Annotated in this window: 22 protein-coding genes; 1 reads left to right on the top strand and 21 read right to left on the bottom strand. The window is 40.1% G+C overall.

Annotated elements, in window-relative coordinates:
- Nucleotides 1-5: 5 nt before the first annotated feature.
- On the top strand, nucleotides 6-887 hold the full coding sequence (gene dapA / locus BFS30_RS10050; protein WP_069379169.1) for a 4-hydroxy-tetrahydrodipicolinate synthase: 882 nt from the start codon (nucleotides 6-8) through the stop codon (nucleotides 885-887).
- Between the two features lie 62 nt (nucleotides 888-949).
- On the opposite strand, the gene BFS30_RS10045 is transcribed toward dapA, so the two are convergent.
- The 21 genes from BFS30_RS10045 to BFS30_RS09945 form a co-directional block, all read right to left on the bottom strand.
- Nucleotides 950-1132, bottom strand: coding sequence for a histone H1 (locus BFS30_RS10045; protein WP_069379168.1), 183 nt, complete (start codon nucleotides 1130-1132; stop codon nucleotides 950-952).
- 236 nt (nucleotides 1133-1368) lie between these two features.
- Nucleotides 1369-2610: an aminotransferase class I/II-fold pyridoxal phosphate-dependent enzyme gene (locus BFS30_RS10040; protein WP_069379167.1), complete on the bottom strand. Its 1242-nt coding sequence runs from the start codon at nucleotides 2608-2610 to the stop codon at nucleotides 1369-1371.
- Between the two features lie 160 nt (nucleotides 2611-2770).
- Nucleotides 2771-4399, bottom strand: coding sequence for a cell division protein FtsZ (gene ftsZ, locus BFS30_RS10035; RefSeq protein ID WP_069379166.1), 1629 nt, complete (start codon nucleotides 4397-4399; stop codon nucleotides 2771-2773).
- A 129-nt stretch (nucleotides 4400-4528) separates the two neighbouring features.
- A complete protein-coding gene (gene ftsA, locus BFS30_RS10030; protein WP_069379165.1) occupies nucleotides 4529-5890 on the bottom strand; it encodes a cell division protein FtsA in 1362 nt (453 codons plus the stop codon).
- Nucleotides 5891-5917: 27 nt separating this feature from the next.
- The gene (locus tag BFS30_RS10025) at nucleotides 5918-7099 is read right to left on the bottom strand and encodes a cell division protein FtsQ/DivIB (protein ID WP_237028734.1); all 1182 of its coding nucleotides are present in this window, start codon (nucleotides 7097-7099) and stop codon (nucleotides 5918-5920) included.
- Nucleotides 7092-8447 carry a UDP-N-acetylmuramate--L-alanine ligase gene (murC, locus tag BFS30_RS10020; RefSeq protein ID WP_069379164.1) on the bottom strand — a complete coding sequence of 452 codons (1356 nt, stop codon included), beginning with the start codon at nucleotides 8445-8447 and terminating at the stop codon, nucleotides 7092-7094. The genes BFS30_RS10025 and murC overlap by 8 nt, the downstream gene beginning before the upstream one ends.
- Entirely contained in the window at nucleotides 8428-9561 is a 1134-nt protein-coding gene (gene murG / locus BFS30_RS10015) for an undecaprenyldiphospho-muramoylpentapeptide beta-N-acetylglucosaminyltransferase (RefSeq protein WP_069379163.1), read from the bottom strand. The genes murC and murG overlap by 20 nt, the downstream gene beginning before the upstream one ends.
- A gap of 6 nt (nucleotides 9562-9567) precedes the next feature.
- Nucleotides 9568-10734: an FtsW/RodA/SpoVE family cell cycle protein gene (locus BFS30_RS10010; RefSeq protein WP_208603049.1), complete on the bottom strand. Its 1167-nt coding sequence runs from the start codon at nucleotides 10732-10734 to the stop codon at nucleotides 9568-9570.
- A 3-nt stretch (nucleotides 10735-10737) separates the two neighbouring features.
- A complete protein-coding gene (murD, locus tag BFS30_RS10005) occupies nucleotides 10738-12081 on the bottom strand; it encodes a UDP-N-acetylmuramoyl-L-alanine--D-glutamate ligase (RefSeq protein WP_069379162.1) in 1344 nt (447 codons plus the stop codon).
- Nucleotides 12081-13328, bottom strand: coding sequence for a phospho-N-acetylmuramoyl-pentapeptide-transferase (gene mraY, locus BFS30_RS10000; protein WP_069379161.1), 1248 nt, complete (start codon nucleotides 13326-13328; stop codon nucleotides 12081-12083). The genes murD and mraY overlap by 1 nt, the downstream gene beginning before the upstream one ends.
- Nucleotides 13328-14785 (bottom strand): UDP-N-acetylmuramoyl-L-alanyl-D-glutamate--2,6-diaminopimelate ligase, encoded by a 1458-nt coding sequence (locus BFS30_RS09995; protein ID WP_069379160.1) that lies wholly within the window; start codon nucleotides 14783-14785, stop codon nucleotides 13328-13330. Before BFS30_RS09995 ends, mraY begins: the two co-directional genes overlap by 1 nt.
- Nucleotide 14786: 1 nt before the next feature.
- Nucleotides 14787-16889 carry a penicillin-binding protein gene (locus BFS30_RS09990; protein ID WP_069379159.1) on the bottom strand — a complete coding sequence of 701 codons (2103 nt, stop codon included), beginning with the start codon at nucleotides 16887-16889 and terminating at the stop codon, nucleotides 14787-14789.
- Nucleotides 16879-17298: an FtsL-like putative cell division protein gene (locus BFS30_RS09985; protein WP_069379158.1), complete on the bottom strand. Its 420-nt coding sequence runs from the start codon at nucleotides 17296-17298 to the stop codon at nucleotides 16879-16881. Before BFS30_RS09985 ends, BFS30_RS09990 begins: the two co-directional genes overlap by 11 nt.
- Entirely contained in the window at nucleotides 17295-18200 is a 906-nt protein-coding gene (gene rsmH / locus BFS30_RS09980; RefSeq protein WP_069382374.1) for a 16S rRNA (cytosine(1402)-N(4))-methyltransferase RsmH, read from the bottom strand. Before rsmH ends, BFS30_RS09985 begins: the two co-directional genes overlap by 4 nt.
- Complete coding sequence (gene mraZ / locus BFS30_RS09975; RefSeq protein WP_069379157.1) at nucleotides 18190-18663, bottom strand: division/cell wall cluster transcriptional repressor MraZ; 474 nt, start codon at nucleotides 18661-18663, stop codon at nucleotides 18190-18192. The genes rsmH and mraZ overlap by 11 nt, the downstream gene beginning before the upstream one ends.
- 201 nt (nucleotides 18664-18864) lie before the next feature.
- On the bottom strand, nucleotides 18865-20058 hold the full coding sequence (locus tag BFS30_RS09970; RefSeq protein ID WP_069379156.1) for a phosphoglycerate kinase: 1194 nt from the start codon (nucleotides 20056-20058) through the stop codon (nucleotides 18865-18867).
- Between the two features lie 36 nt (nucleotides 20059-20094).
- Nucleotides 20095-20532: a GNAT family N-acetyltransferase gene (locus BFS30_RS09965; RefSeq protein WP_069379155.1), complete on the bottom strand. Its 438-nt coding sequence runs from the start codon at nucleotides 20530-20532 to the stop codon at nucleotides 20095-20097.
- Complete coding sequence (gene gap, locus BFS30_RS09960; protein ID WP_069382373.1) at nucleotides 20525-21520, bottom strand: type I glyceraldehyde-3-phosphate dehydrogenase; 996 nt, start codon at nucleotides 21518-21520, stop codon at nucleotides 20525-20527. Before gap ends, BFS30_RS09965 begins: the two co-directional genes overlap by 8 nt.
- A 131-nt stretch (nucleotides 21521-21651) precedes the next feature.
- Nucleotides 21652-22710, bottom strand: coding sequence for a glycosyltransferase family 4 protein (locus tag BFS30_RS09955; RefSeq protein ID WP_083252010.1), 1059 nt, complete (start codon nucleotides 22708-22710; stop codon nucleotides 21652-21654).
- Nucleotides 22711-22720: 10 nt separating this feature from the next.
- Nucleotides 22721-23464 carry a glycosyltransferase family 2 protein gene (locus tag BFS30_RS09950; protein ID WP_069379154.1) on the bottom strand — a complete coding sequence of 248 codons (744 nt, stop codon included), beginning with the start codon at nucleotides 23462-23464 and terminating at the stop codon, nucleotides 22721-22723.
- Between the two features lie 209 nt (nucleotides 23465-23673).
- Nucleotides 23674-24537 (bottom strand): glycine betaine ABC transporter substrate-binding protein, encoded by an 864-nt coding sequence (locus tag BFS30_RS09945; protein ID WP_069379153.1) that lies wholly within the window; start codon nucleotides 24535-24537, stop codon nucleotides 23674-23676.
- Nucleotides 24538-24547 lie beyond the last annotated feature (10 nt).

Raw genomic sequence — 24547 nt, 5'->3', positions numbered from 1 at the left:
AAAAGATGAATAAATTTCACGGAACAGGTGTAGCAGTGGTTACACCATTTAATGCAGACGGAACAGTAGATTATGACGGACTGAAAAGCCTCATCAATTACTTAGTCGAAGGAAAGGTAGAATACCTGGTATCTTTAGGTACCACAGGAGAAGCATCAACCCTGAATAAGAGTGAGAAGAAGAAGATCTGGGAATTTACTGCTGAAATAAACAATGGCCGTTTACCTCTTGTTGCTGGTATCGGAGGAAATGATACTGCCGAGGTTGCACAAAGCATAAAAGATTTTGAAGTGAGTGGTTATGACGCGATATTATCAGCCAGTCCATACTACAATAAGCCGACTCAGGAAGGCATTTATCAACATTATAAGGCAGTGGCAGAAGCCAGTGCACTACCGATTTTACTGTACAATGTACCAGGACGTACGGCTAGTAACGTAAGTCCGGAAACTACCTGTCGTTTGGCAAATGATTTTAAAAACATCATCGGGACAAAGGAGGCTTCCGGAAATTTCGACCAGTTTAACCAGATCATGAGAGATAAACCTGCGGATTTCATGCTGATCTCCGGAGATGACCCCGTAGCTTTACCAATGATTTCCCTGGGTGCTGTGGGTGTAATTTCTGTAATTGGAAATGCTTTACCAAAACAATTGTCTGATATGATCAGACTGGCTTTGAAGGGCGATTTCAAGACTGCTGCTCCATTACACCTGAACCTGATTGAATTTACTAGACAGATGTTTGCAGAAGGAAATCCGGCGGGTGTTAAAGCTGCCCTGAAACAATTGGGCGTTTGTGATGATCATGTGCGTCTACCATTGGTAAAGGTATCAGATGAATTACGTCAGGCTATCATTAATGAGACAAAAAGGATCACTGCTTAAAAAACTGATTTCATAAAAAAAGCGTCCCGGTTTCCTGGACGCTTTTTTTTGAACCAAAAAGCTTATTTAGTGGCTTTGTTTTTAGTTTCCTGAACTTCCAAACGAATAGCTTGAGCTAGGTTTTTAAGATCTTGCATACCTTTACGTACACGAGTTCCTGCAGCACTGTTGGCTTTGTTGTAGAATTTGTCTGCATCAGCTTCTAAAGCGGCAACAAGTTCTTTTGCTTCATTAAATTTTTTCATCGTTAATTTACTCCTTTTAGTTTTTAATGGTTTGATTGATACTCTATTACTAAAGTAAGATGTTTATTTTAATAAAAAAAGAGTTTAAGACAATAAATGGGATCAAATGAGAACTATTTTCAGCCTTATCGAGTCAGTATGCGGCCTTTCTTTCGAAATCGAAACAGATTTATCTTTTAAATAAAAAAGAGACTACCTAATTAAAAGCAGTCTCTTTTTTTGAAGGGCCGTTATGATTAAGCCATAGAGAATTGGTTCTCTTTGTAATAACCGCTTTTAAGTTTATCTGACACCTCACTGAAGGCATCTAATGTACGCTGTACATCTTCCAGAGTATGCACGGCAGTTGGGATCAATCTTAACTCAATTAGTCCCTTAGGGATCACCGGATACACTACAATTGAACAGAAGATGCCGTAGTTCTCACGAAGGTCCATCGTTAATGCAGTAGCTTCCAATAATTCGCCTTTTAAGAATACAGGTGTTACCATTGTATTAGTTACTCCTAAATCGAATCCCCGTGCTCTAAGACCTTTTTGAAGGGTAGTCGCTATATTCCACAACCGTTCTCTTAATTCAGGACTATTTTTAAGCAGTTCCAGGCGTTTCAGCAAGCCAATTACCATTGGCATTGGTAAAGCTTTTGCAAAAGTCTGTGAACGCATGTTATAACGGAAAAAATTCGTTAATTCCTCAGTAGAAGCAACGAAAGCACCAATTCCAGCCATAGACTTGGCAAAAGTACCAAAATATATATCTACTCCATCAATACAATCCTGTGCTTCATGGGTACCTGCTCCCGTTGGTCCCATAGTGCCAAAACCATGTGCATCATCGATCAACAGACGGAAATCAAAATCTTTTTTTAATTCAATCAGTTCTTTTAATTTACCCTGTGCCCCTGACATTCCAAAAACACCTTCAGTAATTAAAAGGATTCCCCCACCGGTTTGCTCTACTAATTTAGTAGCACGCTCCAGTTGCTTACGGGCACTCTCAATATCATTATGCTGATATACAAAACGTTTTCCCATATGCAAACGTAAGCCATCTATGATACAGGCATGAGACTCTGCATCGTAAACGATAACGTCATTTCTGTCTACCAGGCAGTCAATGATCGATACCATTCCCTGATAGCCATAGTTTAACAAAAAGGCATCCGGTTTTCCAACAAAAGTGGCAAGTTCCTGCTCCATTTGTTCATGGTACTTAGAGTTTCCCGACATCATCCTGGCACCCATAGGATAAGCCATACCAAAATCCGTTGCTCCCTGCTGATCTGCTTTCCTTACTTCCGGATGGTTCGCTAAGCCTAAATAATTGTTTAAACTCCAAACTAAATGTTCTTTCCCACGAAAATTCATGTGAGGCGCGATATCTCCTTCTAATTTAGGAAAAGAGAAATATCCATGTGACCATTTTTGGTGCTGACCAATCGGGCCCATGCGCTTTGCTACTTTATCAAAAATATCCAATGTGTATCTATTTAAATTATATATCTTATTTTTTGCAAATTTAAGGTTATTATGCTTTAATAGCAATTATCCCTGTTTATAGGCACAACGTACGATTATTATGCCAAAAAAGCCTCAGCAAAGAAATTGCTAAGGCTTTTTAAAATATTCAGATCATTTATTAGTCAACATTATCATGTAAGAATGAATTGTTAGGTCTGATCTCTGTAGATCCGTCCTCATCATTACTCAAAGTAAACCTTGAAACCTGAGATTCAGAAGAATGCTGAACTTGCTGCAATTGCATCTGTTTACGTTTGTAAGCAGGTTCATTCTCTAATTCCTGTAAACCATTGCTGGTTCTCAGTTTCATACTCAGGTCTTTCAACCTTAAAATTCTCTCTTTAGATTTTTTCAGCTGATCTTCAATAGATTCATCGCTTTTATCATCATCAGCACCCGTCTCCTGCACTTCCTGCTTCAGGGGCTCAACATCATTATTAAATACTGCTTCTGGTTTTTCAAATACAAAATCAGTCTCTGCAACTTTGATTTCAAATTCAAAAGCAGGTTCCTGACTTTCAGATGCCGAAGCTTCTTCTTCCACCAGAGTATGTCTTACGATCCCGTTTTCAGGATCTTCCATTTTTCTTTTATTGTTTCCGTAAAGGTCACCAAAAAGATCAGATTGCTTAATTTCTTCCTTTGCCTTCATGACCGGCTCGTTTGAAACCGCTTCAGGTTTAGGTGCAATAAAAGAGTTCACTGCTTCTATAGGTTTTACCAGTGGAGCCTCCTCAGGCGTGAGCAAAGAAATCTTTTTTACATTTTTTTTCTCTTCATCACGTTGCTCCGTAGTCTGGAATCCTGTAGCAATAATCGTTACCGATAATTTATCTTCCAGGTTTTCATCAATACAGTTACCCCAGATCAGGTCTGCAGAAAGACCTGCTTTATCCTGAATATAATCAGTAATGATAGTTACCTCATCCATCGTTACTTCACGTAACCCTGAACTGATATTTAACAAAATATATCTGGCACCTTCAATCTCATTATCTTTCAATAACGGAGAAGCTAAAGCACCCTCCACAGCATTTAAAGCTCTGTTTTCACCATCACAGGCAAAACTACCCATGATAGATACACCGCTGTCTTTCATCACGGTACGCACATCTTTAAAATCCACGTTGATATATCCCGGTACAGTAATGATTTCAGCAATTCCTTTTGCGGCAGTAGTTAAGATATCGTCGGCCTGTGCGAAAGCAGATCCCAGGGTAAGGTTACCAAAGATCTCACGTAACCTGTCGTTCGAAATTACCAGGTACGAATCCACATATTTCTTCAGCTCATCTAAACCATCATTGGCCTGCATCTTACGTCTCTTACCTTCAAAAGCAAAAGGCGTAGTCACGATAGCCACTGTTAATATGTCTAATTCTTTAGCTGCTTTTGCAATGATCGGGCTTGCACCAGTTCCGGTACCACCCCCCATTCCGGCTGTTATAAACAACATCTTAGTGGTGCTTCCCAGCATTTGTTTGATGTCATCTATATTTTCAATAGCAGAATTTTTTCCAACCTCGGGGATTGAGCCTGCACCCATTCCTTCCGTTAGGCTTGCGCCCAATTGCACTTTATTAGGGATCGGACTAAACTCCAATGCTTGCGCATCTGTATTACAAATAATAAAGTCTACTCCTGTAATTCCCTGACGGTACATATGGTTTACCGCATTACCACCACCGCCACCAACACCAATTACCTTGATGATTGATGACTTATCTTTTAACATTTCGAACTGCATATCTTTATGAATCAGTTATTTAAAAATTCGTTTTTCCTGTTCATCTACCTATGTAATAATACACACTTTTTAACAGGCGTTTCCCACAAGTGTTTAAAATGTGGAAAAATCGTTTATTGTGGATAAATATTATGATTTAATATAATCTTCGTCACTTACGTTCATATCGTCTTTAACAAAATCCTTAGCCTTCGCTAACAGCTTATCAAACAAGCCACCACCTGAATTCTTGGTTTTGTCTTTACCATCCTTAGGTTTTTCCACATATACTCCAGGTTGTTTCATTTCTTCAATCAACTCTTCGGCTTTCTGGATTCCTTTGATCAATAGTCCCACACTCGTTGCATACATCGGGCTTTTCAGATCATCATAAATCGTCTTCGGCATGTCCTCGTATTTCGACAAATGCTCATTCGGATAGCCAACACGGCAATCTAAACCAGTCACATATTCTACCAATTGAGAAAGATGTTTCAGCAAAGCGCCACCACCAGTAATAACCACACCACCGATTAATTTTTTCTCATAACCAGACGATTTGATTTCATAATAAACATGCTCAATGATTTCTTCCATACGGGCCTGGATCACATAAGCTAAATTTTTCACAGAAATCTCTTTTGGTTCTCTTCCTCTTAGTCCGGGAACACAAATAATTTCATTCTCTTTATTTTCTTCCGCCAGGGCAGAACCGAAACGGGTCTTCAACAGTTCAGCCTGGTTTCTCATTACAGAACAACCTTCGCGAATATCTTCCGTAACACTGTTACCTCCAAATGGGATGACAGCAGTATGGCGGATAATACCTTCATGAAAAATAGCAATATCAGTAGTACCACCACCGATATCCACTAAAGCGATACCCGCTTCCTTCTCTTCCTCGCTCAACACCGATTCAGAAGAAGCAAGAGGCTCCAAAATTAATTCCTGAGTTTGTAACCCGGCATTGGTTACACATCTCATGATATTCTTGACAGCAGTAACCTGTCCTGAAATGATATGAAAGTTTGCTTCTAAACGCACTCCTGCCATTCCGATAGGATCTTTTACTCCGGGCTCGTTATCAATGGTAAATTCCTGAGGCAAAACATGAATGATTTCTTCTCCCGGGGGCATAACCAGTTTGAACATATCATCAATTAATTTGTCTATATCTTTTTTACCGATTTCATTGTTCAGCTCTCTCCTCGTCAGGATTCCACGATGCTGCAAACTCTTGATATGCTGACCAGCAATACCAACGTTTACCACGCGGATTTCTACATTCGATTGCCCACTGGCCACTTCCACGGCCTGTGCGATTCCCTGCACCGTTTTCTGGATGTTGGAAACTACCCCACGGGTAACCCCGGCAGACTCCGCTTTCCCTATGCCCAGTACTTCTATTTTTGAGTGCTGCGTGCGCCGGCCTACGATCACGCAGATCTTTGTAGTACCAATATCCAATCCTACTACGATTGGAGACTGCACGATAGATTTTTCTTTGCCCATAACTATATCGATTTGTTGAGTTTTATACTATTTGTTCTTCTTGGTATCTGTTTTACTATTGTCTTTTGCTACAGGCTTCTTAACCGTGCTTTTTACCGTTTTTGTTGTCGAGGGTTTAGCCGTCTTTTTTGCTACCGGTTTAACCGGTGGTTTTACTGTTGCCTTCTTTACAGGCAAGGCAACTTTTTTCTTTACCGCTTTAGCGGTTGCAGCTTTAGAGGTCTTTGCCGTTACCGGGTTTAAACTTGCTACTGACTTAACTGTTTTTTTTGGTGGAGGCACTACTGCTCCATCAGGCAGATCAGGATCGTCTCCATCATTTTTCATTTCCATGGCAATTTGCTGCATCACCAGTTTATCAACTACTCCTTTATTCGCCTTCAGTGTATCAACAATTTTAGGTCTTTTAACTCCGTTGACGATAACAGAATCTGGTTTATTTTTCACGCACACCACCTGATTGGTATACTTTACATTAATTGTTTTATAAGTATCCCACCCAACCTTAGGCATTGCCTGCTTATAAAAAGCAAGCAGGTTTCTCATTTTCACCTGTAAAGAGTCTGCAGAACCGAGAATGATGCGTTGATTACCTACCCTTGGGATCAACTCGATATCAGCTTTATCATTTACAAACAACTGTTCGATTTGTGCATCCCACAAAGTATCTTTCTTAATAAATAATGAAGTCTCATACAAATCCCTGGCCAGTTTAGTGATTAATGTATCTACCCTCCCGGTAAAATGCTCCATAACATTCCCATTGGCCACCAATACATTAGCTGTAAAATTTGGAGATACCGGCATTTTCAACCCATTCCGATCAATATAATAGTCCTGACCATTCGCATTAATCACCCTTAAAATCGGCTGACGTTGCTTAATTTCAATATGAATTACTCCATCCATATCCGCATACACTGTAGCCAGAGCGATATAAGGATTGGACTTAATTTTTTTCTCGATGTCCTGAAGATTAATCTGCTCCAGTTTACGCCCGATTAAAGAGCCCTGACTTTGTTTTAAAACCGCATCAATTTCTTCTCTTTCAATAAAGTTATCCGCACCTGGAATTAATATCTTGACATTAGTAATCGCAACCGTACTCTTTTTGCTGCTTACAAAACTCATAAGCACCACCAATCCACCTAGACAAAATATCCAAGCAAACTTGTTAAATACCGATTTCCAATTGATGTCTTTAAACATTAGTGAAACTAGCTTTAAGTGGTTGTATTAACGTATCTATATCACCTGCGCCCACTGTTAACAACAGCTCAGGTTTTTTATTTTTAATATATTCCGGCACGAGGCCTTTAGCAATGATCTCTTTATTTTTAAGACTGATTTTATTTAGTAAAAAGGCAGCGTCGATTCCTTCCAATGGCAATTCTCTGGCAGGATAAATTTCAAGCAAAACCAGCTCATCCACCGTACTCAATATTTTTGCGAAATCATCTGCAAAATCACGGGTCCGTGTGAACAGATGCGGCTGAAAAATCACGGTCAACTTCTTCTCCGGATACAGCTGTCTGACTGCATCAAAACAAGCCCTTAATTCTTCCGGATGATGAGCATAATCATCAATATAAATATGACCATCTCCGTTAACTATATATTCAAATCTCCTTTTTACTCCTTTAAAATTCGCAATAGCGACCTTTATTTTATCCGTATCAATGCCCAGCTTTAAGGCCACTGCAATGGCCGCGACTGCATTTTCGACATTATGTCTTCCTGGCAGCATCAGCTGAAAATCCGTAATCATCGTGTCTCCATCAGAATAATCAAACACGAACTTAGAGCCTTCCACACGGATATTCTGTCCTTTAATGACAGAAGACTGCCCTGCACTGTAAGTTACGCCTCCCTGCAAAGGCAATCCTGATTTCACAAACAAGGTTCCTTCCGGTTTGAGCTGTCCGGCAAACAGGCGAAATGATTCTTCCAGTTGTCCAGCATCACCGTATATGTCCAGGTGATCGGCATCCATAGAAGTAATTACAGAAAGATCAGGATGCAGAGTCAGAAATGACCTGTCATACTCGTCAGCCTCTACCACAACCACATGATTATCTCCCAGTAAAAAGTTGCTATCATAATTTGTCGCTATCCCACCTAAAAAAGCGGTACATCCAAAACCAGTATCTGTTAATACATGAGCAATGATAGAAGAAGTCGTCGTCTTTCCATGTGTCCCTGCAACTGCGATACAGAACTGACCTTTACTAATAATCCCAAGTACTTCAGAACGTTTTTTCAACACAAAATCACCTTCCCTGAAATGGTTTAGCAAAGCACTGTTTTTTGGAATCGCCGGGGTATATACAATCAGTGTATCCACATCATGTTTTGCAAAATCAGCCGGCAATTCAGCCGCTTCATCCACATAAGAAACCGGGATCCCTTCATTCTCTAAAGCAATAGTGAGATTCGTTCTGGTTTTATCATAACCACAAACCACACAGCCACGATTCTTGAAATAGCGGGCAAGTGCACTCATACCAATCCCACCAATCCCCACAAAATAAATTCGTTTAATCGTTTCTAACTCCATCGTGACCTCCTTTCCCTGCTAAAATCATTACCTGTTCTGCAATTATATTATCCGAATCAGGCAAAGCCATCTTTCCTATATTTTCAGAAAACATTTTACCGCGTTCCTTATCTTTTAATAAACTCAAAGCCTCTCTCACCAAAGTATCCTCCGCAGAGCGGTCGGCAATTAACAATGCTGCATTATACTTCACCAATGCCATTGCATTTTTTGTCTGGTGATCTTCAGCCACATTTGGGGAAGGCACCAGAATAACCGGCTTTTTTATCAAACAAAGCTCTGCAATCGTACCTGCTCCGGCTCTTGAAATGATCAGATCAGCCGCCGCATAAGCCATATCCATTTTATTTAGAAATTCCAGGATTCTGATGTTGGGATGAAAATCAAGCCCCAGTCGCTCAACAATTCCTTTATAATAAAATTTACCGGTTTGCCAGATCACCTGCACATCTGCATCAATTAATTCCTGAAGGTGCTTTTCAATACTTTTATTTAAGGTTCCGGCCCCCAGACTCCCGCCTGTTACCAGGATCGTTTTCTTTAACGGATCCAGCTTCAGCAACTCTGCGCCAGCATGATGCTTCTGCGCAATGTCAACCACATCTTTCCTCACAGGGTTTCCTGTTTTAAGGATATTTCCCGTTGGAAAAAACTGGTCCATATCATCAAAAGCCACACAAATTCTGGCCGCTTTTTTACCCAGCCATTTATTCGTAATCCCTGCATAAGAATTCTGCTCCTGAATCAGATACGGAACATTTTTCAATGATGCTGCAAACAAGATCGGACCAGAAGCATACCCCCCAACACCAACCACCACATCAGGTTTAAAATCAGCAATTAACTGCAAGGCCTTACGCATGCTTCCAAGCAATTTAAATGGCAAACTTAAATTTTTCGCTATGGAGCCTCTTTGTATACCGCTGATGTTTAAACCAATAATCTTATATCCGGCAGCGGGAACTTTTTCCATTTCCATTCTACCTGTAGCCCCGACAAATAAAATTTCACAGCCCGGCTCCATGCGTTTTAAAGCATTAGCTATTGATATCGCCGGAAATATATGTCCGCCGGTACCACCACCTGAAATAATTATCCTCGTTGCTCTCTTCATCTTATATTATGCCATAGCAGGTATTTCACCTACTACTACTTTTTTACTGCCTTTTTCTTCTACATCTCTGCTCACACTCAGAATAATTCCGAATGCGATACTGGTAAAGATCATCGATGTTCCTCCCATACTTACCAGTGGTAATGGAACCCCTGTTACCGGACCCAATCCTACAGCTACTGCCATATTAGCAAAAGCCTGGATAGTGAGACTAAAACTTAGGCCCGCCGCCAGCAAAGCCCCAAAAGCCTTCGGGCTTTGGGTTACAATCCGGACACATCGATAGAGTAAGACCAGATACAATACAATCACTGTTATTGCTCCCATCAAACCATATTCTTCTACGATAATTGCGAAAATAAAGTCAGAATATGGATGGGGTAAGAAATTTCTTTGAGTACTATTTCCCGGGCCTTTTCCAAAAACACCGCCGGTCGCCAACGCTATTTTAGATTGGTCCGCCTGATATGTTTTATCTGAATTCTGCTTCTCTGGATGCAAGAAAGCATTTACCCTGGATTTATAAGTGCCTGATCTCGGACCTAAGAATACAATTAACAGCAACAACACAGCTCCTCCTGCACATACAATAGAGATCTGTTTAATACTAATTCTTCCAATGATCAACAAAAGGATACTTACACCAAAAAGCATAATTGCAGTGGATAAATTCGCCCATGCAATCAATGCGAAAACCACACATACCGACCCCATGATTGGGATAAAGGCCTCTTTAACATCCTTAATATTTTCCTGTTTTTTTGTCAGCATTCTTGCCAGGAAAGTAATCAGAGCCAGTTTCGCCAAATCGGAAGTTTGGAAAGTTAATCCGATAACAGGAATCTTGACCCAACGGGATGCTTCATTGATGCTCGCTCCGAATATTGCGGTATAAAACAATAATGGAATTGTAATGATCATCAGGATCTTTGATATCCCTGCGTAATATTTGTAATCCAATAAATGCGCAACATAGATCATTCCTACCCCGATAATTACAAAAATCAAATGCTTGGTTAATAAAACTTTCTCCACTGTTTTACCAACTTTATAAGCATAGGTTCCTGTAGCACTATACACGGTAAGTATAGAGATCAGAGACAAAAGGATAATGATCAGCCATATCCAGCGATCTCCTTTTGTTTTGTCTAAAATCTTATTTATTGCGATCATAATCTATAATTCTTTCACAGCCATCTTAAATTGATTGCCTCGGTCTTCATAATTCTTGAACAGGTCAAAACTTGCACAGGCCGGAGATAACAATACCGTTTCTCCCTTTTTAGCCAGATGATAAGAAACCTGAACCGCTTCATTTGCAGAAAAAGTATTTACAATCACTTCCACATCATCTTCAAAAGCCTCATGAATCCTCTTATTATCTTTTCCAAGGCAAATGATCGCCCTTACTTTCTGGCGGACCAAATCCTTCAGCATATCGTAATCATTTCCTTTATCCACGCCACCCATGATCAGAATTACATCCGTATTCACACTTTCCAGGGCATACCAGGTAGAATTTACATTCGTTGCCTTAGAATCGTTGATATACTCCACACCCGAGATCTTGGCCACATGCTCCAATCTGTGTTCAATATTTCTGAAATCCCCCATACTCTCGCGAATGGTAGCATTCCTGATCTCTAATACCTTTGCCACTATGCCAGAGGCCATAGAGTTATAAATATTATGCTTGCCTTGTAACGCTAGTTCTATGATGGACATGGTTAATGGGTCTTTATGGTTTATATTGATATGCATGTTGTTACTTTCCAGGTATGCTCCTTCTTCGATTTGTTTTCGAATAGAAAAGGGGTACATTTTTGAATTAAACCTGATGTGTTTCATTGCCTTTATCGTCTCTTCATCATCGGCACAATAGATGAAGGTATCATTACTACCCTGATTTTGGGCAATGCGCATTTTCGATGCAGCATAGTTTCCTAATTTGTAGTCATATCGGTCCAGATGATCCGGAGTAATGTTTAATAAAACAGCTATATCCGCTCTGAAATCATACATATCATCCAACATAAAGCTCGATATTTCCAGTACATACCAATCAAAATCAGCTGTAGCTACCAAAGCCGCAAAGCTATTTCCTATATTTCCTGCCAGCCCAACATGCAAACCTGCCTTTTTTAGAATATGATAAGTCAGCATACTCGTCGTTGTTTTCCCATTAGAACCTGTAATACAGATCGTTTTGGCGTCGGTATACCTCTTCGCAAACTCAATCTCAGAAATTACGGGGGTTCCTTTCTTTTTTAACGCTACAATGACCGGAGCAGCATCAGGGATTCCCGGGCTCTTAATCACTTCTGCAGCACTTAAGATCTCCGTTAGGGTATGTTGTTTTTCTTCAAATGAGATATTCAGCTCCTGCAAACGCTCTTTATACTGAGAAGCTATGGCGCCAAAGTCAGACACAAAAACATCAAATCCATGTTTCTGCGCTAGCATTGCTGCACCTACACCGCTTTCACCGGCACCTAAAACAACTATCCTTTTATTTTCCATTATCTTAGTTTTAAAGTGATGATGGTAATAATAGCCAGTAGAATTCCAATGATCCAGAAACGGGTAACGATCTTAGCCTCATGGTATCCTTTTTTCTGATAGTGATGGTGTAAAGGAGACATTAGGAACACCCTTCTACCTTCTCCAAAACGTTTTTTGGTATATTTAAAATAGCTCACCTGGATAATTACCGATAGGTTTTCTATCAGGAATACACCGCATAAAACCGGGATTAACAATTCTTTACGAATCATAATTGCGAATGCGGCGATGATCCCTCCGATGGCAAGACTTCCGGTATCTCCCATAAACACCTGTGCAGGATAGGAGTTGTACCATAAAAAGCCAACACACGCACCCACAAAAGCACCTGCAAAAATCATCAGCTCTCCCGAGTTAGGAATATACATGATATTCAGGTAATCAGCGATCACGGTATTACCGGATACATAAGCCAATAAGCCCAGTGTAAGTCCGATAATGGCCGAAGTACCTGTTGCCAGGCCGTCAATCCCATCTGTAATATTCGCTCCGTTGGAGACCGCGGTTACGATAATCACCACAAACAACAGGAATACAAATACCGCATATTTCTCATAGCCATCACCCAGGAACTTAAGGACTTTAGCATAATCAAACTCATTATTTTTATAGAAAGGCACATTTGTCAGGGTAGATTTCACATCCTGAGTATAGTAAAAGCTTTCTCCTTTTTGCCTCAATACCATTGGGGCCGTGGTTTTTGAGATTCCGGATTCATCTACCGTTTGTCTCACCACAATATTTGGATTGAAATACATCGTCCATCCAATGATTAAAGCCAGACCAACCTGCCCGACAATCTTAAACCTTCCGGCTAAGCCTTCTTTATTTTTCTTAAAGACCTTGATATAATCATCCACAAAACCGATAATCCCCATCCATACGGTGGTGATGATCATTAGCAACACATAAATATTAGAAAGATTCGCCAATAAAAGTGTAGGCACCAGAATTCCCAAAAGAATCATGATTCCACCCATTGTTGGCGTTCCTTGTTTTTGCATTTGTCCTTCCAGCCCCAAATTTCTCACGGTCTCACCTACCTGCATTTTTTGCAGATAATCAATAATCCTGCGACCATATACTGTAGTAATGATCAAAGAAATAATTACCGCTAATGAAGTACGGAAAGTGATGTACTGAAACAACCTCAATCCAGGGAAATCGTAATGCTGATTTAAATATTCAAACAGGTAGTATAACATTAGCTGATTAAGTTTAGTTGTTCCGTTAATATTTCCTTATCATCAAAATGATACCTTACACCATTGATTTCCTGATACTTCTCATGACCTTTTCCGGCAAGCAGGATGATATCTCCTGGTCTCGCTAAATGACAAGCCGTTTTTATCGCCTCTCTTCTATCCACTATACTCAACGTCTTACGTTTATTGGTTGGCGACACGCCCTTTTCCATTTCCTCTACAATTGTCTGCGGATTCTCTGATCTCGGATTATCCGAAGTCAGGATCACCTTATCACTCCAGTCGCAGGCCACCTGAGCCATTACCGGCCGTTTTGTTTTATCTCTGTCACCACCACACCCGATGATGGTAATCACTTGTTCTGTGCCTTTTCTAATATCCTGAATTGTGCTGAGCACATTCTGAACTGCATCCGGAGTATGTGCATAATCCACAATTCCTATAATATTCTGACTGGAGGTGATGTAATCAAATCTTCCCTCTGCGCCGGTCAGGTTACTTAAAGCAGTCAATACAGCCAGCTTATCCTGACCTAACAATACTGCTGTCCCATACACTGCCAACAGATTATAAGCATTAAAAGAACCCACCAATTTGAAGAATACATCTGAATGATCAATATCCAGGTGCAGTCCATTGAAGCTGTTCTCTACAACCTTTGCTTTAAAATCAGCAAGTTGCTTTAACGCATAAGTTTGTTTTGTAGCTCTGGTATTCTGCAACATCACCATTCCATTCCTGTCATCCAGATTGGTCAATGCAAATGCAGTAGCCGGAAGTCCATCAAAAAATGTTTTTTTTGCTTTGATGTAGTTATCAAACGTCTTATGAAAATCAAGGTGATCATGCGTAATATTTGAGAACACTCCACCGGCAAAAGTTAGTCCTTCGATCCGATGTTGAACAACAGCATGAGAACTAACCTCCATAAAGCAATATTCGCAGCCTCCATCCACCATATCCTGCAAAAGCTCATTTAAGGCAACTGGATTTGGTGTGGTATGTGTGGCCGGAATAATTGTATCATTAATATGATTTTGAACAGTCGAAATCAAGCCCACGCTAAAGCCCAGCTCACGGAACAATTTAAATAATATTGTTGCAATAGTCGTTTTACCATTAGTACCTGTAATCCCAATCAATTTCAGTTTTGAAGATGGGTTATGGTAAAAATTAGCTGTCATTGCCCCTAAGGCTACCGAGGTATTTTCTACCTGAATATAAGTCACCTCTGCCTGGGTAAGTTCAGGAATCTGCTCACAAACTACCACTGATGCACCTGCATTAATGGTATCTGCTATATATTTATGTCCATCAGACAAACTTCCTTTAATTGCAAAAAACACAGCATCCTTAATGATTTGACGGGAATCAAAAGTAAGCGCAGTCACTTCCCTGTTGGTTACACCAACTAGGTTTGTTATTGCTATTCCATATAAAACATCCTGTAACTGCATATTATCTTAATTCTAATTGCACTGCCAATCCTTTACCTATTTTACTTCCTGAAGGGATGGACTGACTAAACACTTTCCCACTTCCAATCACTTTTGTTTTCAATCCAACGTTCCCTAAAAGGTACAACGCATCCTTTAAACCCATTCCATTTACGTTTGGCATAATCCCTTTGATGGAGTTATACTCTTCGTATACCACCCCATTATTGGTATCAATGCTATTGAAATACGTAGACTTCGCCGCATAAAGAGACTTAATCCCTAAAGCACTATATACTTTTTTAACCGCTTTACTCTGACCTGCTTTCGCTTCAGGATTTTTCGTATTCCCTACAAAGTGGTCTTTTACATTGTTATACATCTGCATATCACTTGCGTAAATGCGGTCTGCGATCTCTTTAAATACCGGCCCTGCTACTGTAGCACCATAATATCCATTCTTAGGACCATTGATAGCAACCATAATGGAGTACTTCGGCTTATCTGCCGGGAAATAACCACAGAAAGAAGCCTGATAACTTCTCTTTGCCTTATACCCGTTATTACCATCAGCAACCTGTGCTGTTCCTGTTTTTCCTGCAACTCTATAAAACGGAGAGCCCATTAGCTTACCTGTTCCTTTAGTCACAACCGACTCTAACATCGCCTGTAATTTTTTTACTGTTTTTTCGGAACAGATCCTTTCACTAATCACTCTCGCTTTAAACTGTTCAATCGGATTTCCGAGTCTGCGGATCTCCTTTACAAAGATTGGCGCAATGTATTTTCCATCATTTGCTACTGCATTATAAAAGGTCAGCATCTGAAGTGGCGTAATCTGCATTTCATAACCGTAAGCCATCTGTGGCAGGGTCATATTTTTGTTCCAGCTCCTGTTTGAAGGATTTTTAATTACCGGTTTAGTCTCACCCGGAATTTGCAAGCCCAACCTCTCATTCATATGGATATCATACAAATGATCTGTAAACTGGGAAGGATTATCTTTATAATGGATATTCACCAATTTTGCAATGGCTGTATTTGCAGATTGCTCAAAGGCTTTCATCACCGTAACCGTACCAATTCCACCATGCGAATCCTTAATCGTATGTCCTGGAATCCGGTAAAAACCATCACCAGTTTCAACCAATGTATTGGTATCGACTTTTTTATCTTCTAAAAGTGCCATATAGGAAGCCAGTTTAAACGTAGATCCCGGATCCTGGCTGCCACCAATTGCATAATTAAACTTCTCTTCGTAAACACCTTCAGATACCCGCGTATAATTCGCCACAGCCCTTACCTCACCAGTATTCACTTCCATCAGAATTACAGTTCCATGATCAGCATCACTAAGTTTCAACTGTCTTTCCAAAGCTGTTTGAGCAAGATCCTGCATATTGATATCGATGGTTGAGATAATATCAGCCCCTTCTTTTGGTGCTACTTCAGCTTCATCATTTACCGGCATCCAAACACCGCCAGCAATTCTCTGAACTAACCTTTTACCACTTTCACCATTGATATAGTTTCCATAAGCGCCTTCCAGTCCTACTCCATTGGCAACGTTCTCGTTTTTATAGCCAATTGTCCGGGAAGCCAGGAATTTAAATGGCTTGATTCTTTTGTTTTGTTGCACGGCAATTAAACCACCTGAATATTTCCCGATGTTATACAACGGAAATGTTCTGATCGTTTTCAATTCCTGATAGCCAATTTTACGTTTAATCAGCAAGTAACGTGCGCTATCCTGTCTTGCTGAACGCAGGTAACGTGAATACTCTTTAGGCGTTTTATCTTTAAAAAACTGAGATAGTTTAAGCGCCAGAGAATCCACTTTTCCATAGAACACCTTATCATCATCTATTCCGCCGGCAAACAAATCCATCCTCAATTCATACTCTGGAATAGAAGTTGCCAGCAAGCTTCCATCTGATGAATAGATATTTCCACGTGCAGCTTCCACATTGATATACTTAGTAGAGAGGCTATCGGCCATGGCACGCCATTTTTGCCCCTCTACAAACTGTACATCGCATAGTCTGACCAATACCGCCACGGCAAGCAGTACAATCAGTCCGAAAGACAGATAAACACGCAATAATATGTTTGCTCTAATGTTCATTAGTGTTTATTACAATTTTTTTAGGAGGTTCGGTTAATTCCTTAATTCCCAATGTATCTACCTTTTTTGCAACTTCAGTTAATTTGCTTTTGAACATCAGATCAGCTTTTAGCGACTTATATTCCCAGCTTAACTCTTTTACCTCTTTATTTAACTTATCAATATTTCTAATGTTCTTCACTGCCATATGGCTGTTTGCAATGTACAGCATACACAAAACAGATAAAAACAGTAAAAACGGTAACATATCTGTTGCCGCTTCCTTAGTTACTACACCTTCGGTAAATAACTTTTTAAAGAACGCTTTTTCACCTTCAGGCTCTCTTTCTTTCCTCCGTGGTTTCTTGATCTGAATTTCTTCAGGTTCCAAATCCTCCTCTTCTATATGATGCCTGAACTCGTTATTCATAGCTTTTCTCCAATCCGGAGTTTGGCACTCCTTGCCCGACTATTGCGTTCCAGCTCTTCAGCATCCGCTATCACCGCTTTTCGGGTGATGATTTTAAAGGGCTTTTGTTCGTTCCCATAAAAATCTTTTTCCACCTCACCTTTAAATTTCCCCTTTGCTATAAAATTTTTAACTGGTCTGTCTTCCAGAGAATGGTAAGACATCACCACCAAACGGCCTTCTGTTTTCAACACATCAGCAGTTTGCATTAAAAAATTCTCCAGCACCTCTATTTCTGCGTTGACCTCAATGCGTAAAGCCTGAAACACCTGAGCCATATATTTATGCTCTTTTCCTTTCGGAATATGTGCACCTGCAGCTCTTTTAAAATCAGCAAGTGTTTTAATCGGCTGTTCCACACGGCCGGTAACAATGGCGCGGGCCAGTGATTTAGCATTTTTCACTTCGCCATAGATTCCGAAAATTTTATGAAGCTTGTCTTCTGTATAGGTATTTAAAACTTCAGCAGCCGTTAAAGCGCCTTGTTTATCCATACGCATATCCAGATCAGATTCGAACCTGGTAGAAAAACCTCTTTCCGGCACATCAAACTGATGAGAAGAAACGCCAAGGTCGGCTAGAATTCCATCTACTGCTTTATAACCCAGCAAGCGCAGGTTATTTTTAATAAAGGCAAAATTCTGGTCTACAAAAATAAAACGTGGGTCATCAATCTTATTCCTTTGGGCATCAGGATCCTGATCGAAGGCGATCAACACTCCGTCCTTACCTAAATGCTTCAGGATTTCTCTTGAATGTCCGCCACCACCAAAGGTCACGTCCACATATACACCATCAGGTTTGATATTCAAACCATCGATACATTCTTTTAACATTACAGGGATGTGGTAATTATTCTCCATCATTCCTCCTGTTCTTATTGCCCATCACTTCTTCTGCAAGCATTGCAAAGTTTTCAGGCTCTTTATCAAACAAAGCATCATAAGCTTTTTTGGACCAGATTTCGATCTTATCAAACTGACAGGCCAATACCAGTTCAGCACTGATTTCAATGCCTACAGATTCCAATAAAGACTTAGGCAAATTCACCCTTCCAGTCGCATCCAGAGTCAATTCCGTCGCGCCGCGGGTAAAATACCGAATAAATTCTCTGTTTTTTTGTTCGTATGGATTCAACTTACTTAACTCTTCCACGATTCCCTCCCATACTTTTTTAGGATAGATTACCAGGTGCTTTTCAAAACCTCTGTTAATCACAAGTCCCTCTTGCTCAACGTTGGGCAATTGTTTTTTCAGAGACGAAGGAACCATCAAGCGGCCTTTCGCATCCAATTTACAATCAAATTCTCCTAACAGTTGAACCATTTTTATATGTGCACTTTTTATGTAGGGTAAAAATAGATATTTCTACCACTTTTTACCACATTCTACCACAAAAAATTATCAACATATTTCGTACCAAGATTTTTGCCGCTTTAAAGGGCTAAAAAGGCCTAAATCAAGGTGGTAAAAAAAACAGGCGTTTCGTCAAAAACGAAACGCCTGTCCTAAATTTAGTCAAAAAAACTAGTCATTGATTGCTTTTACTCCCGGCAACTCTTTACCTTCCATATACTCCAACAATGCACCACCCCCGGTAGATACATAACTTACTTTATCTTCCAAATTAAATTTAGCGATTGCCGCAGCAGAGTCACCTCCACCAATCAGCGAAAACGCCGCATTATCCTGAGTAGCAGACACAACTGCATTTGCAACTGCACGGGTTCCATGCTCAAAATTAGCCATTTCAAATACACCCATCGGGCCATTCCAAAGCAGGGTCTTTGAATTCTTAATCACTTCAGAGAACAATTCAACGGTTTTCGGACCAATATCCAATCCCATCCAGTCGGCAGGAATATGACCTGTATCCACATCCTTTTTCTCCGCATCATTTGCAAATTTATCTGCAATAGTGGTATCAAGTGGGAGATATAAATTTACTCCTTTGGCTTTCGCTTTATCTAACAACTCCAGGCAAAGTGCCATTCTATCTTCCTCCAGCAGGGAAGTACCGATCTCTCCACCTTGAGCTTTGGCAAATGTATATGCCATTCCTCCTCCGATGATCAGATTATCAACTTTATCCAATAAACTTTCAATCAGTAAAATCTTATCAGACACCTTAGCCCCACCCATAATTGCAGTGAAAGGTTTCACTGCACCATGATTTACTTTTTCTGCATTTTTCAATTCTTCAGCCATTAAATAGCCAAAGTATTTATCGTTAGGGAAAAATTCTGCAATGATTGATGTAGAGGCGTGCGCACGATGTGCCGTACCAAAAGCATCATTTACATATACATTTCCAAGTTTGGACAACTTTTCTGCAAACTCGCGGTCGCCTTTCTCTTCTTCTTTATAGAAACGAAGATTCTCCAATAACAATACTTGTCCCGGCTCCAGATTTTTGGCTTTATCCACGGCTTGTGCACCGATACAATCGTCCGCAAATTTCACCTCCAAATCCAGCATCCTGGAAAGATCGCCTAAAATATGTTTCAAAGAATATTTATCCTCAGGCCCACCTTTAGGACGCCCCAGGTGAGACATTAGAATTACCGAACCACCATCGTTCAAGATTTTAGTAATGGTAGGTAATGCCGCACGCATTCTCTTGTCATCTGTAATGTTAAAGTCAGCATCCAAAGGAACGTTAAAATCCACCCTGATTAAGGCTTTCTTATCTTTGAAATTACATTGGTCTATTGTTTTCATTATTGTTATTGTTTAGAGTTATGGCTTTATTGTCTTTTATTTTACATCCAGCAACCGGATCATATCGAAATGAGGGCCTACACCTGCTATTTCAAACTCTTCGGAGATCATGGTAAAGCCAAGCTTAGTATAAAAAGCAACGGCAGAACTACGTGCATTGCACCAAATATAAGCAGCATTAGCGGATGTCAGCTCATCAATTACAAATTTTATGAGTGCCGCACCGTAACCTTTACCTGCAAAGACCGGATCAGAAGCCATTCCACGCAGCCGGAAACCCTTTGAACCATATTCGGGATGATCCTCAGGAAAAAGGGTCGCTATCGACACCAGCTGATCTTTATCGAAATAACCGATATGAAAAGTTCCTGTTACCTCATCCTGAGGGAAGATACATTGATCTTCTGGCAGCCCATTTCTTAACACCAGACTACGCAAAGGCAACGTTTGCCCTGCTGATATATATTTAACCATTTACTTTTTCAATTTTTTGAATCAGATCAACCAATCTGGCAGAGTACCCCGATTCATTATCATACCAGCCCACCACTTTAACCATATCCCCCACAATAGAAGTTAATTGTGCATCAAAGATGCAGGAATGCGGGTTATCTAAAATATCAACGGATACAATCGGATCTTCCGTATATTCCACCAGAGCTTTCAGTTCATCTTCTGAAGACTTTTTAAAAGCTGCATTAATTTCTTCAATAGTTGCCGGAGATTTCAGAAGACAGGTAAAATCCGTCAGAGAACCATTCAATACCGGAACTCTGATTCCCGCACCACCTAATTTTCCCTCCAGGTGAGGAAAGATATTAGTAATTGCTTTTGCAGCACCTGTACTTGTAGGAATAATAGAAGCCGAAGCGGCTCTTGCCCTTCTTAAATCTTTATGCGGACCATCATGCAGATTTTGATCTCCGGTCATAGAGTGAACGGTAGTAATATAACCTTCCTGTACTCCCCAGTTATCATCAAGGATCTTCACCATTGGCGCTACGTTGTTAGTGGTACAGGAAGCATTGGAAAGTATTGGCGATTTCAAGTCTACTACCTCATCATTTACCCCGAGTACAACCATCGGAATATCCTTATCCGCAGCAGGCGCGGAAATTAATACCTGCTTAGCACCAGCTACCAAATGCAACCCAGCTCCGGCCCTGCTAATGAATTTACCAGTAGACTCCAGTACCAAATCAATCTCCAGTTCTTTCCAGGGAAGTTCTTCAGGCTTAGATTTTGAAAATACCCAAATTTTCTTTCCATTAATAATTAAGGCATCTGATTCAAAAGCAACTGTTCCTTTAAATCCTCTGTGCACCGTATCATACTTAAATAAGTGCGCCAGTGCCGCCGGATCACCTAAATCGTTGATGGCAACAACATTGATGCTTTTCTCAATTGCCGCTCGTAAGAATATACGGCCAATTCGACCAAAACCATTAATTGCTATATTCATTTCTATCTGCTGTTTTGTTGGTATTGTCATTCAAATGCCTTTCTGGCCTTATAAATCACGGCGCAAAAGTACCTATATTCTTTATAGCAGAGGTAGTATTTCAGGATAGAATATTAAAAATTACGCAACGATTAACTTCCTCTGATATTTAAGGTATCCTTAAGCAGAACATCCCTTAAACGGTAATTTTTGTCTGCAGTCTTACGGATCACAAAAGTGATTAGGCCATTAATCAAACCCGCAATGAAAAGCTGCAAAGAAATCAGCGTGAAACTACCAAGATGTTGCAGTAACAAGGTGAGTCCCAGCGTACCTATCTTAAAAAAAAGTAAGCCCACGACAACCTGTCTGTCAGTACATCCCAATAATTTCAAACGGTGATGGATATGCCCCCTATCTCCTTCAAAAGGTGATTTACCATGCAAGATCCGGATTAAAAATACCCTCAGGCAATCAAAAACAGGTACCATCAATACAACAAACACGATAGCGGCGGATGAACCCGAATAAAGAAAGCTAATCTCTCCAGTGTTTAGCACTTTAATAACCCTTAAGCTCATCACTCCTGAAATCAAACCAGTAACCATAGCCATGGAATCTCCCATAAATATCTTTGCTGGCGGGTAATTATAAAACAGAAAGCCTGTAAGCGATCCCGACAACGCAAAAGCAATCGCGGCCATGCCTCGATCGCCACCAAGAAACAACACCACACCAAAGCAAAGATTCACAAACACTCCTATGGTTCCGGCCAGACCATCCAGACCATCAATCAGATTAAAAGCGTTGCTAAGCAGGACAAAAAGAAAAACACTTAAAAAGGGAATCCACCCAATATCCTCATACTCGCCGTACAGTAACAGAACAAGAGCAGATATCAATTGGACAATAAATTTCAAGAACGGACTTACTCCACAGATATCATCGTTCAGCCCCAGAGTGAATAAAAGAATACAGGAAGCAAAAGTAAAAGCCAGATCTAAACCTCCCCAATCCAGAAACAATAAAATGCTACTCATTAAACCAATAAAGATGGCAACCCCACCAAGTCTCGAGATCTCACCATTATGTTTTTTCCGATAAACATCAGCCTGATCATATAGACTTAAAAGTGAGGAAAGGCGAATCACTACCGGAATCAACAATGCGACCAACAAGAAACTAAAGATAAAATAGCCAATGCATTCCATTTGAATCCGATTAAAAAAACTGTCTTACTTTTCTAAGCTTTTTTAGCAGTAGTACGAAAAAAGGATGGGGGATTTTATGGGCAACCAAAGCCTTATAATCATAAGCTGCTGCCCGGCTTACTTTCCGGAAAGATCCATTACTCAATCCACCCAACCTCATATTCACCAGGACCTTATTCATAAATACCGCCTCAATACGGTTTCGGTAAAAATACCTCAATATCAGCTCATAATCTGCACAGGTCCCATAATCCAGAGAATACCCTCCTAAAGAATAGAATAAGGTCCTTTTTAAAAAAAGGGAAGGATGTGCTGGCATCCAGCCATACCTGAAGTCTTTTCTTTGATAAACTTTTGAAATCCATTTTCTTCTCAACTCAGAAGGCCAGCGCCTTTGTATAAAGTTTACATTGCCATAGACTCCCTCGCACTGATACTTTTTGAAGTAGCTTGCCACTTCACTGAGAATGCTCGGATCCGGAAAATAATCGTCCGCATGTAATACACCTACCACCTCTCCGGTGCTCAGCGCAATACCTTTATTTAAAGCATCATATAGTCCCTCGTCTTTTTCCGAACAGAAATAAGAAATGTGCTTCAAGTGTTTATTGATAACAGAAACTGTTCCGTCCGTTGATCCCCCATCCACTACGATATATTCTATATAAGGATAGTCCTGAGCAGCTATTGACAAGATACATTCCTCAATAAACTCCACGTTATTAAAAACAACTGTAACAACACTTATTTTCATAATTACTCAACATATTGTAATTCAAATATATTAAATAATAATTAATAGTTAATCAATATTGATAATAAATAATTAAATAAATGAACTACAACTTTAATTATAACCTATCCGGCACGAAGCAATCAGGAGAGAACCATTCTTCCTGATCTACAAAAAAAATGGCCTAAAAGAATTACCCCCAGGCCTATTTTTTTTTGAATTAAGTATAACTACTTGTCCTCAGATTTCAGGAAAGACCTCATTTGCATTTCCAGCTCCGCATGCTCAGCCAGCCATTTTTCAACTGCTGCTTTCTCATCATTACTACTTTCCATAGCAGCCATTAATGAACCTAGCTCTGCATCATCCAATTGAAAGTTTCTAAAAAAAGCCGTCACCTGAGGGTTTGTGGTTACAAAATCCTTATTAGCCACAGTCTGTATGGATTCCACTGCTCCAAAAATTCCTTTAGGATCGTTCAGAAATTTAAGTTTATAAGTACTGAAAATATAATGTGGCGACCACCCCGTAATTACAACAGGCTGTTTTGCATCAACACTTTTCTTCAAGACTGCCAGCATTGCCGCCTCACTTGCCGATTGCAATTCCAGCTTCAAACCATAATCTTTAACCGCAATTTCTGCTTTATTCATGATTCCAGCCCCCGCATCAATACCCACTATTTTGCCATCAAACATCGCCATATTCACATTCAGTTCTTCAATGCTATTGATTTTCACATAATCAGGAACCACAAAACCGATTCTTGCACTCTTGAAATTGGTTCCCAGCATTTCCAGCTTAGCTCCAAATTTGTCTATATATTCCTTATGTGTTACCGGCATCCAGGTATCCAGAAATACATCTGCATCCCCTCCTGCAACGGCTGCGAATACCGGTGCTACATCTGCATTTTTTAAGTCGACCTTATATCCTTCTTTTTCCAGTAAGATTTTAGACAAATGAGTCATCGCTACTCCTTCCGCCCAGTTTACATAAGCTATCGTTACTTTTTTATCATTTACCGGATTCACACAAGAGTAAAGCATTCCAATGGCTAATGCCATTAATACTCCGCTGATTAATTTTTTCATGGTATGTTGT

Source organism: Pedobacter steynii (genome assembly GCF_001721645.1).
GTDB classification, from domain to species: Bacteria; Bacteroidota; Bacteroidia; order Sphingobacteriales; family Sphingobacteriaceae; genus Pedobacter; species Pedobacter steynii_A.
This window is presented reverse-complemented; position numbering and strand designations above follow the sequence as displayed.

Excerpts from the sequence above, each read along its gene's own strand:
- dapA (WP_069379169.1), top strand. The coding sequence starts at position 6 with ATGAATAAATTTCACGGAACAGGTGTAGCAGTGGTTACACCATTTAAT.
- BFS30_RS10045 (WP_069379168.1), bottom strand. The coding sequence starts at position 1,132 with ATGAAAAAATTTAATGAAGCAAAAGAACTTGTTGCCGCTTTAGAAGCT.
- ftsZ (WP_069379166.1), bottom strand. The coding sequence starts at position 4,399 with ATGCAGTTCGAAATGTTAAAAGATAAGTCATCAATCATCAAGGTAATT.
- ftsA (WP_069379165.1), bottom strand. The coding sequence starts at position 5,890 with ATGGGCAAAGAAAAATCTATCGTGCAGTCTCCAATCGTAGTAGGATTG.
- BFS30_RS10025 (WP_237028734.1), bottom strand. The coding sequence starts at position 7,099 with ATGTTTAAAGACATCAATTGGAAATCGGTATTTAACAAGTTTGCTTGG.
- murC (WP_069379164.1), bottom strand. The coding sequence starts at position 8,447 with ATGGAGTTAGAAACGATTAAACGAATTTATTTTGTGGGGATTGGTGGG.
- murG (WP_069379163.1), bottom strand. The coding sequence starts at position 9,561 with ATGAAGAGAGCAACGAGGATAATTATTTCAGGTGGTGGTACCGGCGGA.
- BFS30_RS10010 (WP_208603049.1), bottom strand. The coding sequence starts at position 10,734 with ATGATCGCAATAAATAAGATTTTAGACAAAACAAAAGGAGATCGCTGG.
- murD (WP_069379162.1), bottom strand. The coding sequence starts at position 12,081 with ATGGAAAATAAAAGGATAGTTGTTTTAGGTGCCGGTGAAAGCGGTGTA.
- mraY (WP_069379161.1), bottom strand. The coding sequence starts at position 13,328 with ATGTTATACTACCTGTTTGAATATTTAAATCAGCATTACGATTTCCCT.
- BFS30_RS09995 (WP_069379160.1), bottom strand. The coding sequence starts at position 14,785 with ATGCAGTTACAGGATGTTTTATATGGAATAGCAATAACAAACCTAGTT.
- BFS30_RS09990 (WP_069379159.1), bottom strand. The coding sequence starts at position 16,889 with ATGAACATTAGAGCAAACATATTATTGCGTGTTTATCTGTCTTTCGGA.
- BFS30_RS09985 (WP_069379158.1), bottom strand. The coding sequence starts at position 17,298 with ATGAATAACGAGTTCAGGCATCATATAGAAGAGGAGGATTTGGAACCT.
- rsmH (WP_069382374.1), bottom strand. The coding sequence starts at position 18,200 with ATGGAGAATAATTACCACATCCCTGTAATGTTAAAAGAATGTATCGAT.
- mraZ (WP_069379157.1), bottom strand. The coding sequence starts at position 18,663 with ATGGTTCAACTGTTAGGAGAATTTGATTGTAAATTGGATGCGAAAGGC.
- BFS30_RS09970 (WP_069379156.1), bottom strand. The coding sequence starts at position 20,058 with ATGAAAACAATAGACCAATGTAATTTCAAAGATAAGAAAGCCTTAATC.
- BFS30_RS09965 (WP_069379155.1), bottom strand. The coding sequence starts at position 20,532 with ATGGTTAAATATATATCAGCAGGGCAAACGTTGCCTTTGCGTAGTCTG.
- gap (WP_069382373.1), bottom strand. The coding sequence starts at position 21,520 with ATGAATATAGCAATTAATGGTTTTGGTCGAATTGGCCGTATATTCTTA.
- BFS30_RS09955 (WP_083252010.1), bottom strand. The coding sequence starts at position 22,710 with ATGGAATGCATTGGCTATTTTATCTTTAGTTTCTTGTTGGTCGCATTG.
- BFS30_RS09950 (WP_069379154.1), bottom strand. The coding sequence starts at position 23,464 with ATGAAAATAAGTGTTGTTACAGTTGTTTTTAATAACGTGGAGTTTATT.
- BFS30_RS09945 (WP_069379153.1), bottom strand. The coding sequence starts at position 24,537 with ATGAAAAAATTAATCAGCGGAGTATTAATGGCATTAGCCATTGGAATG.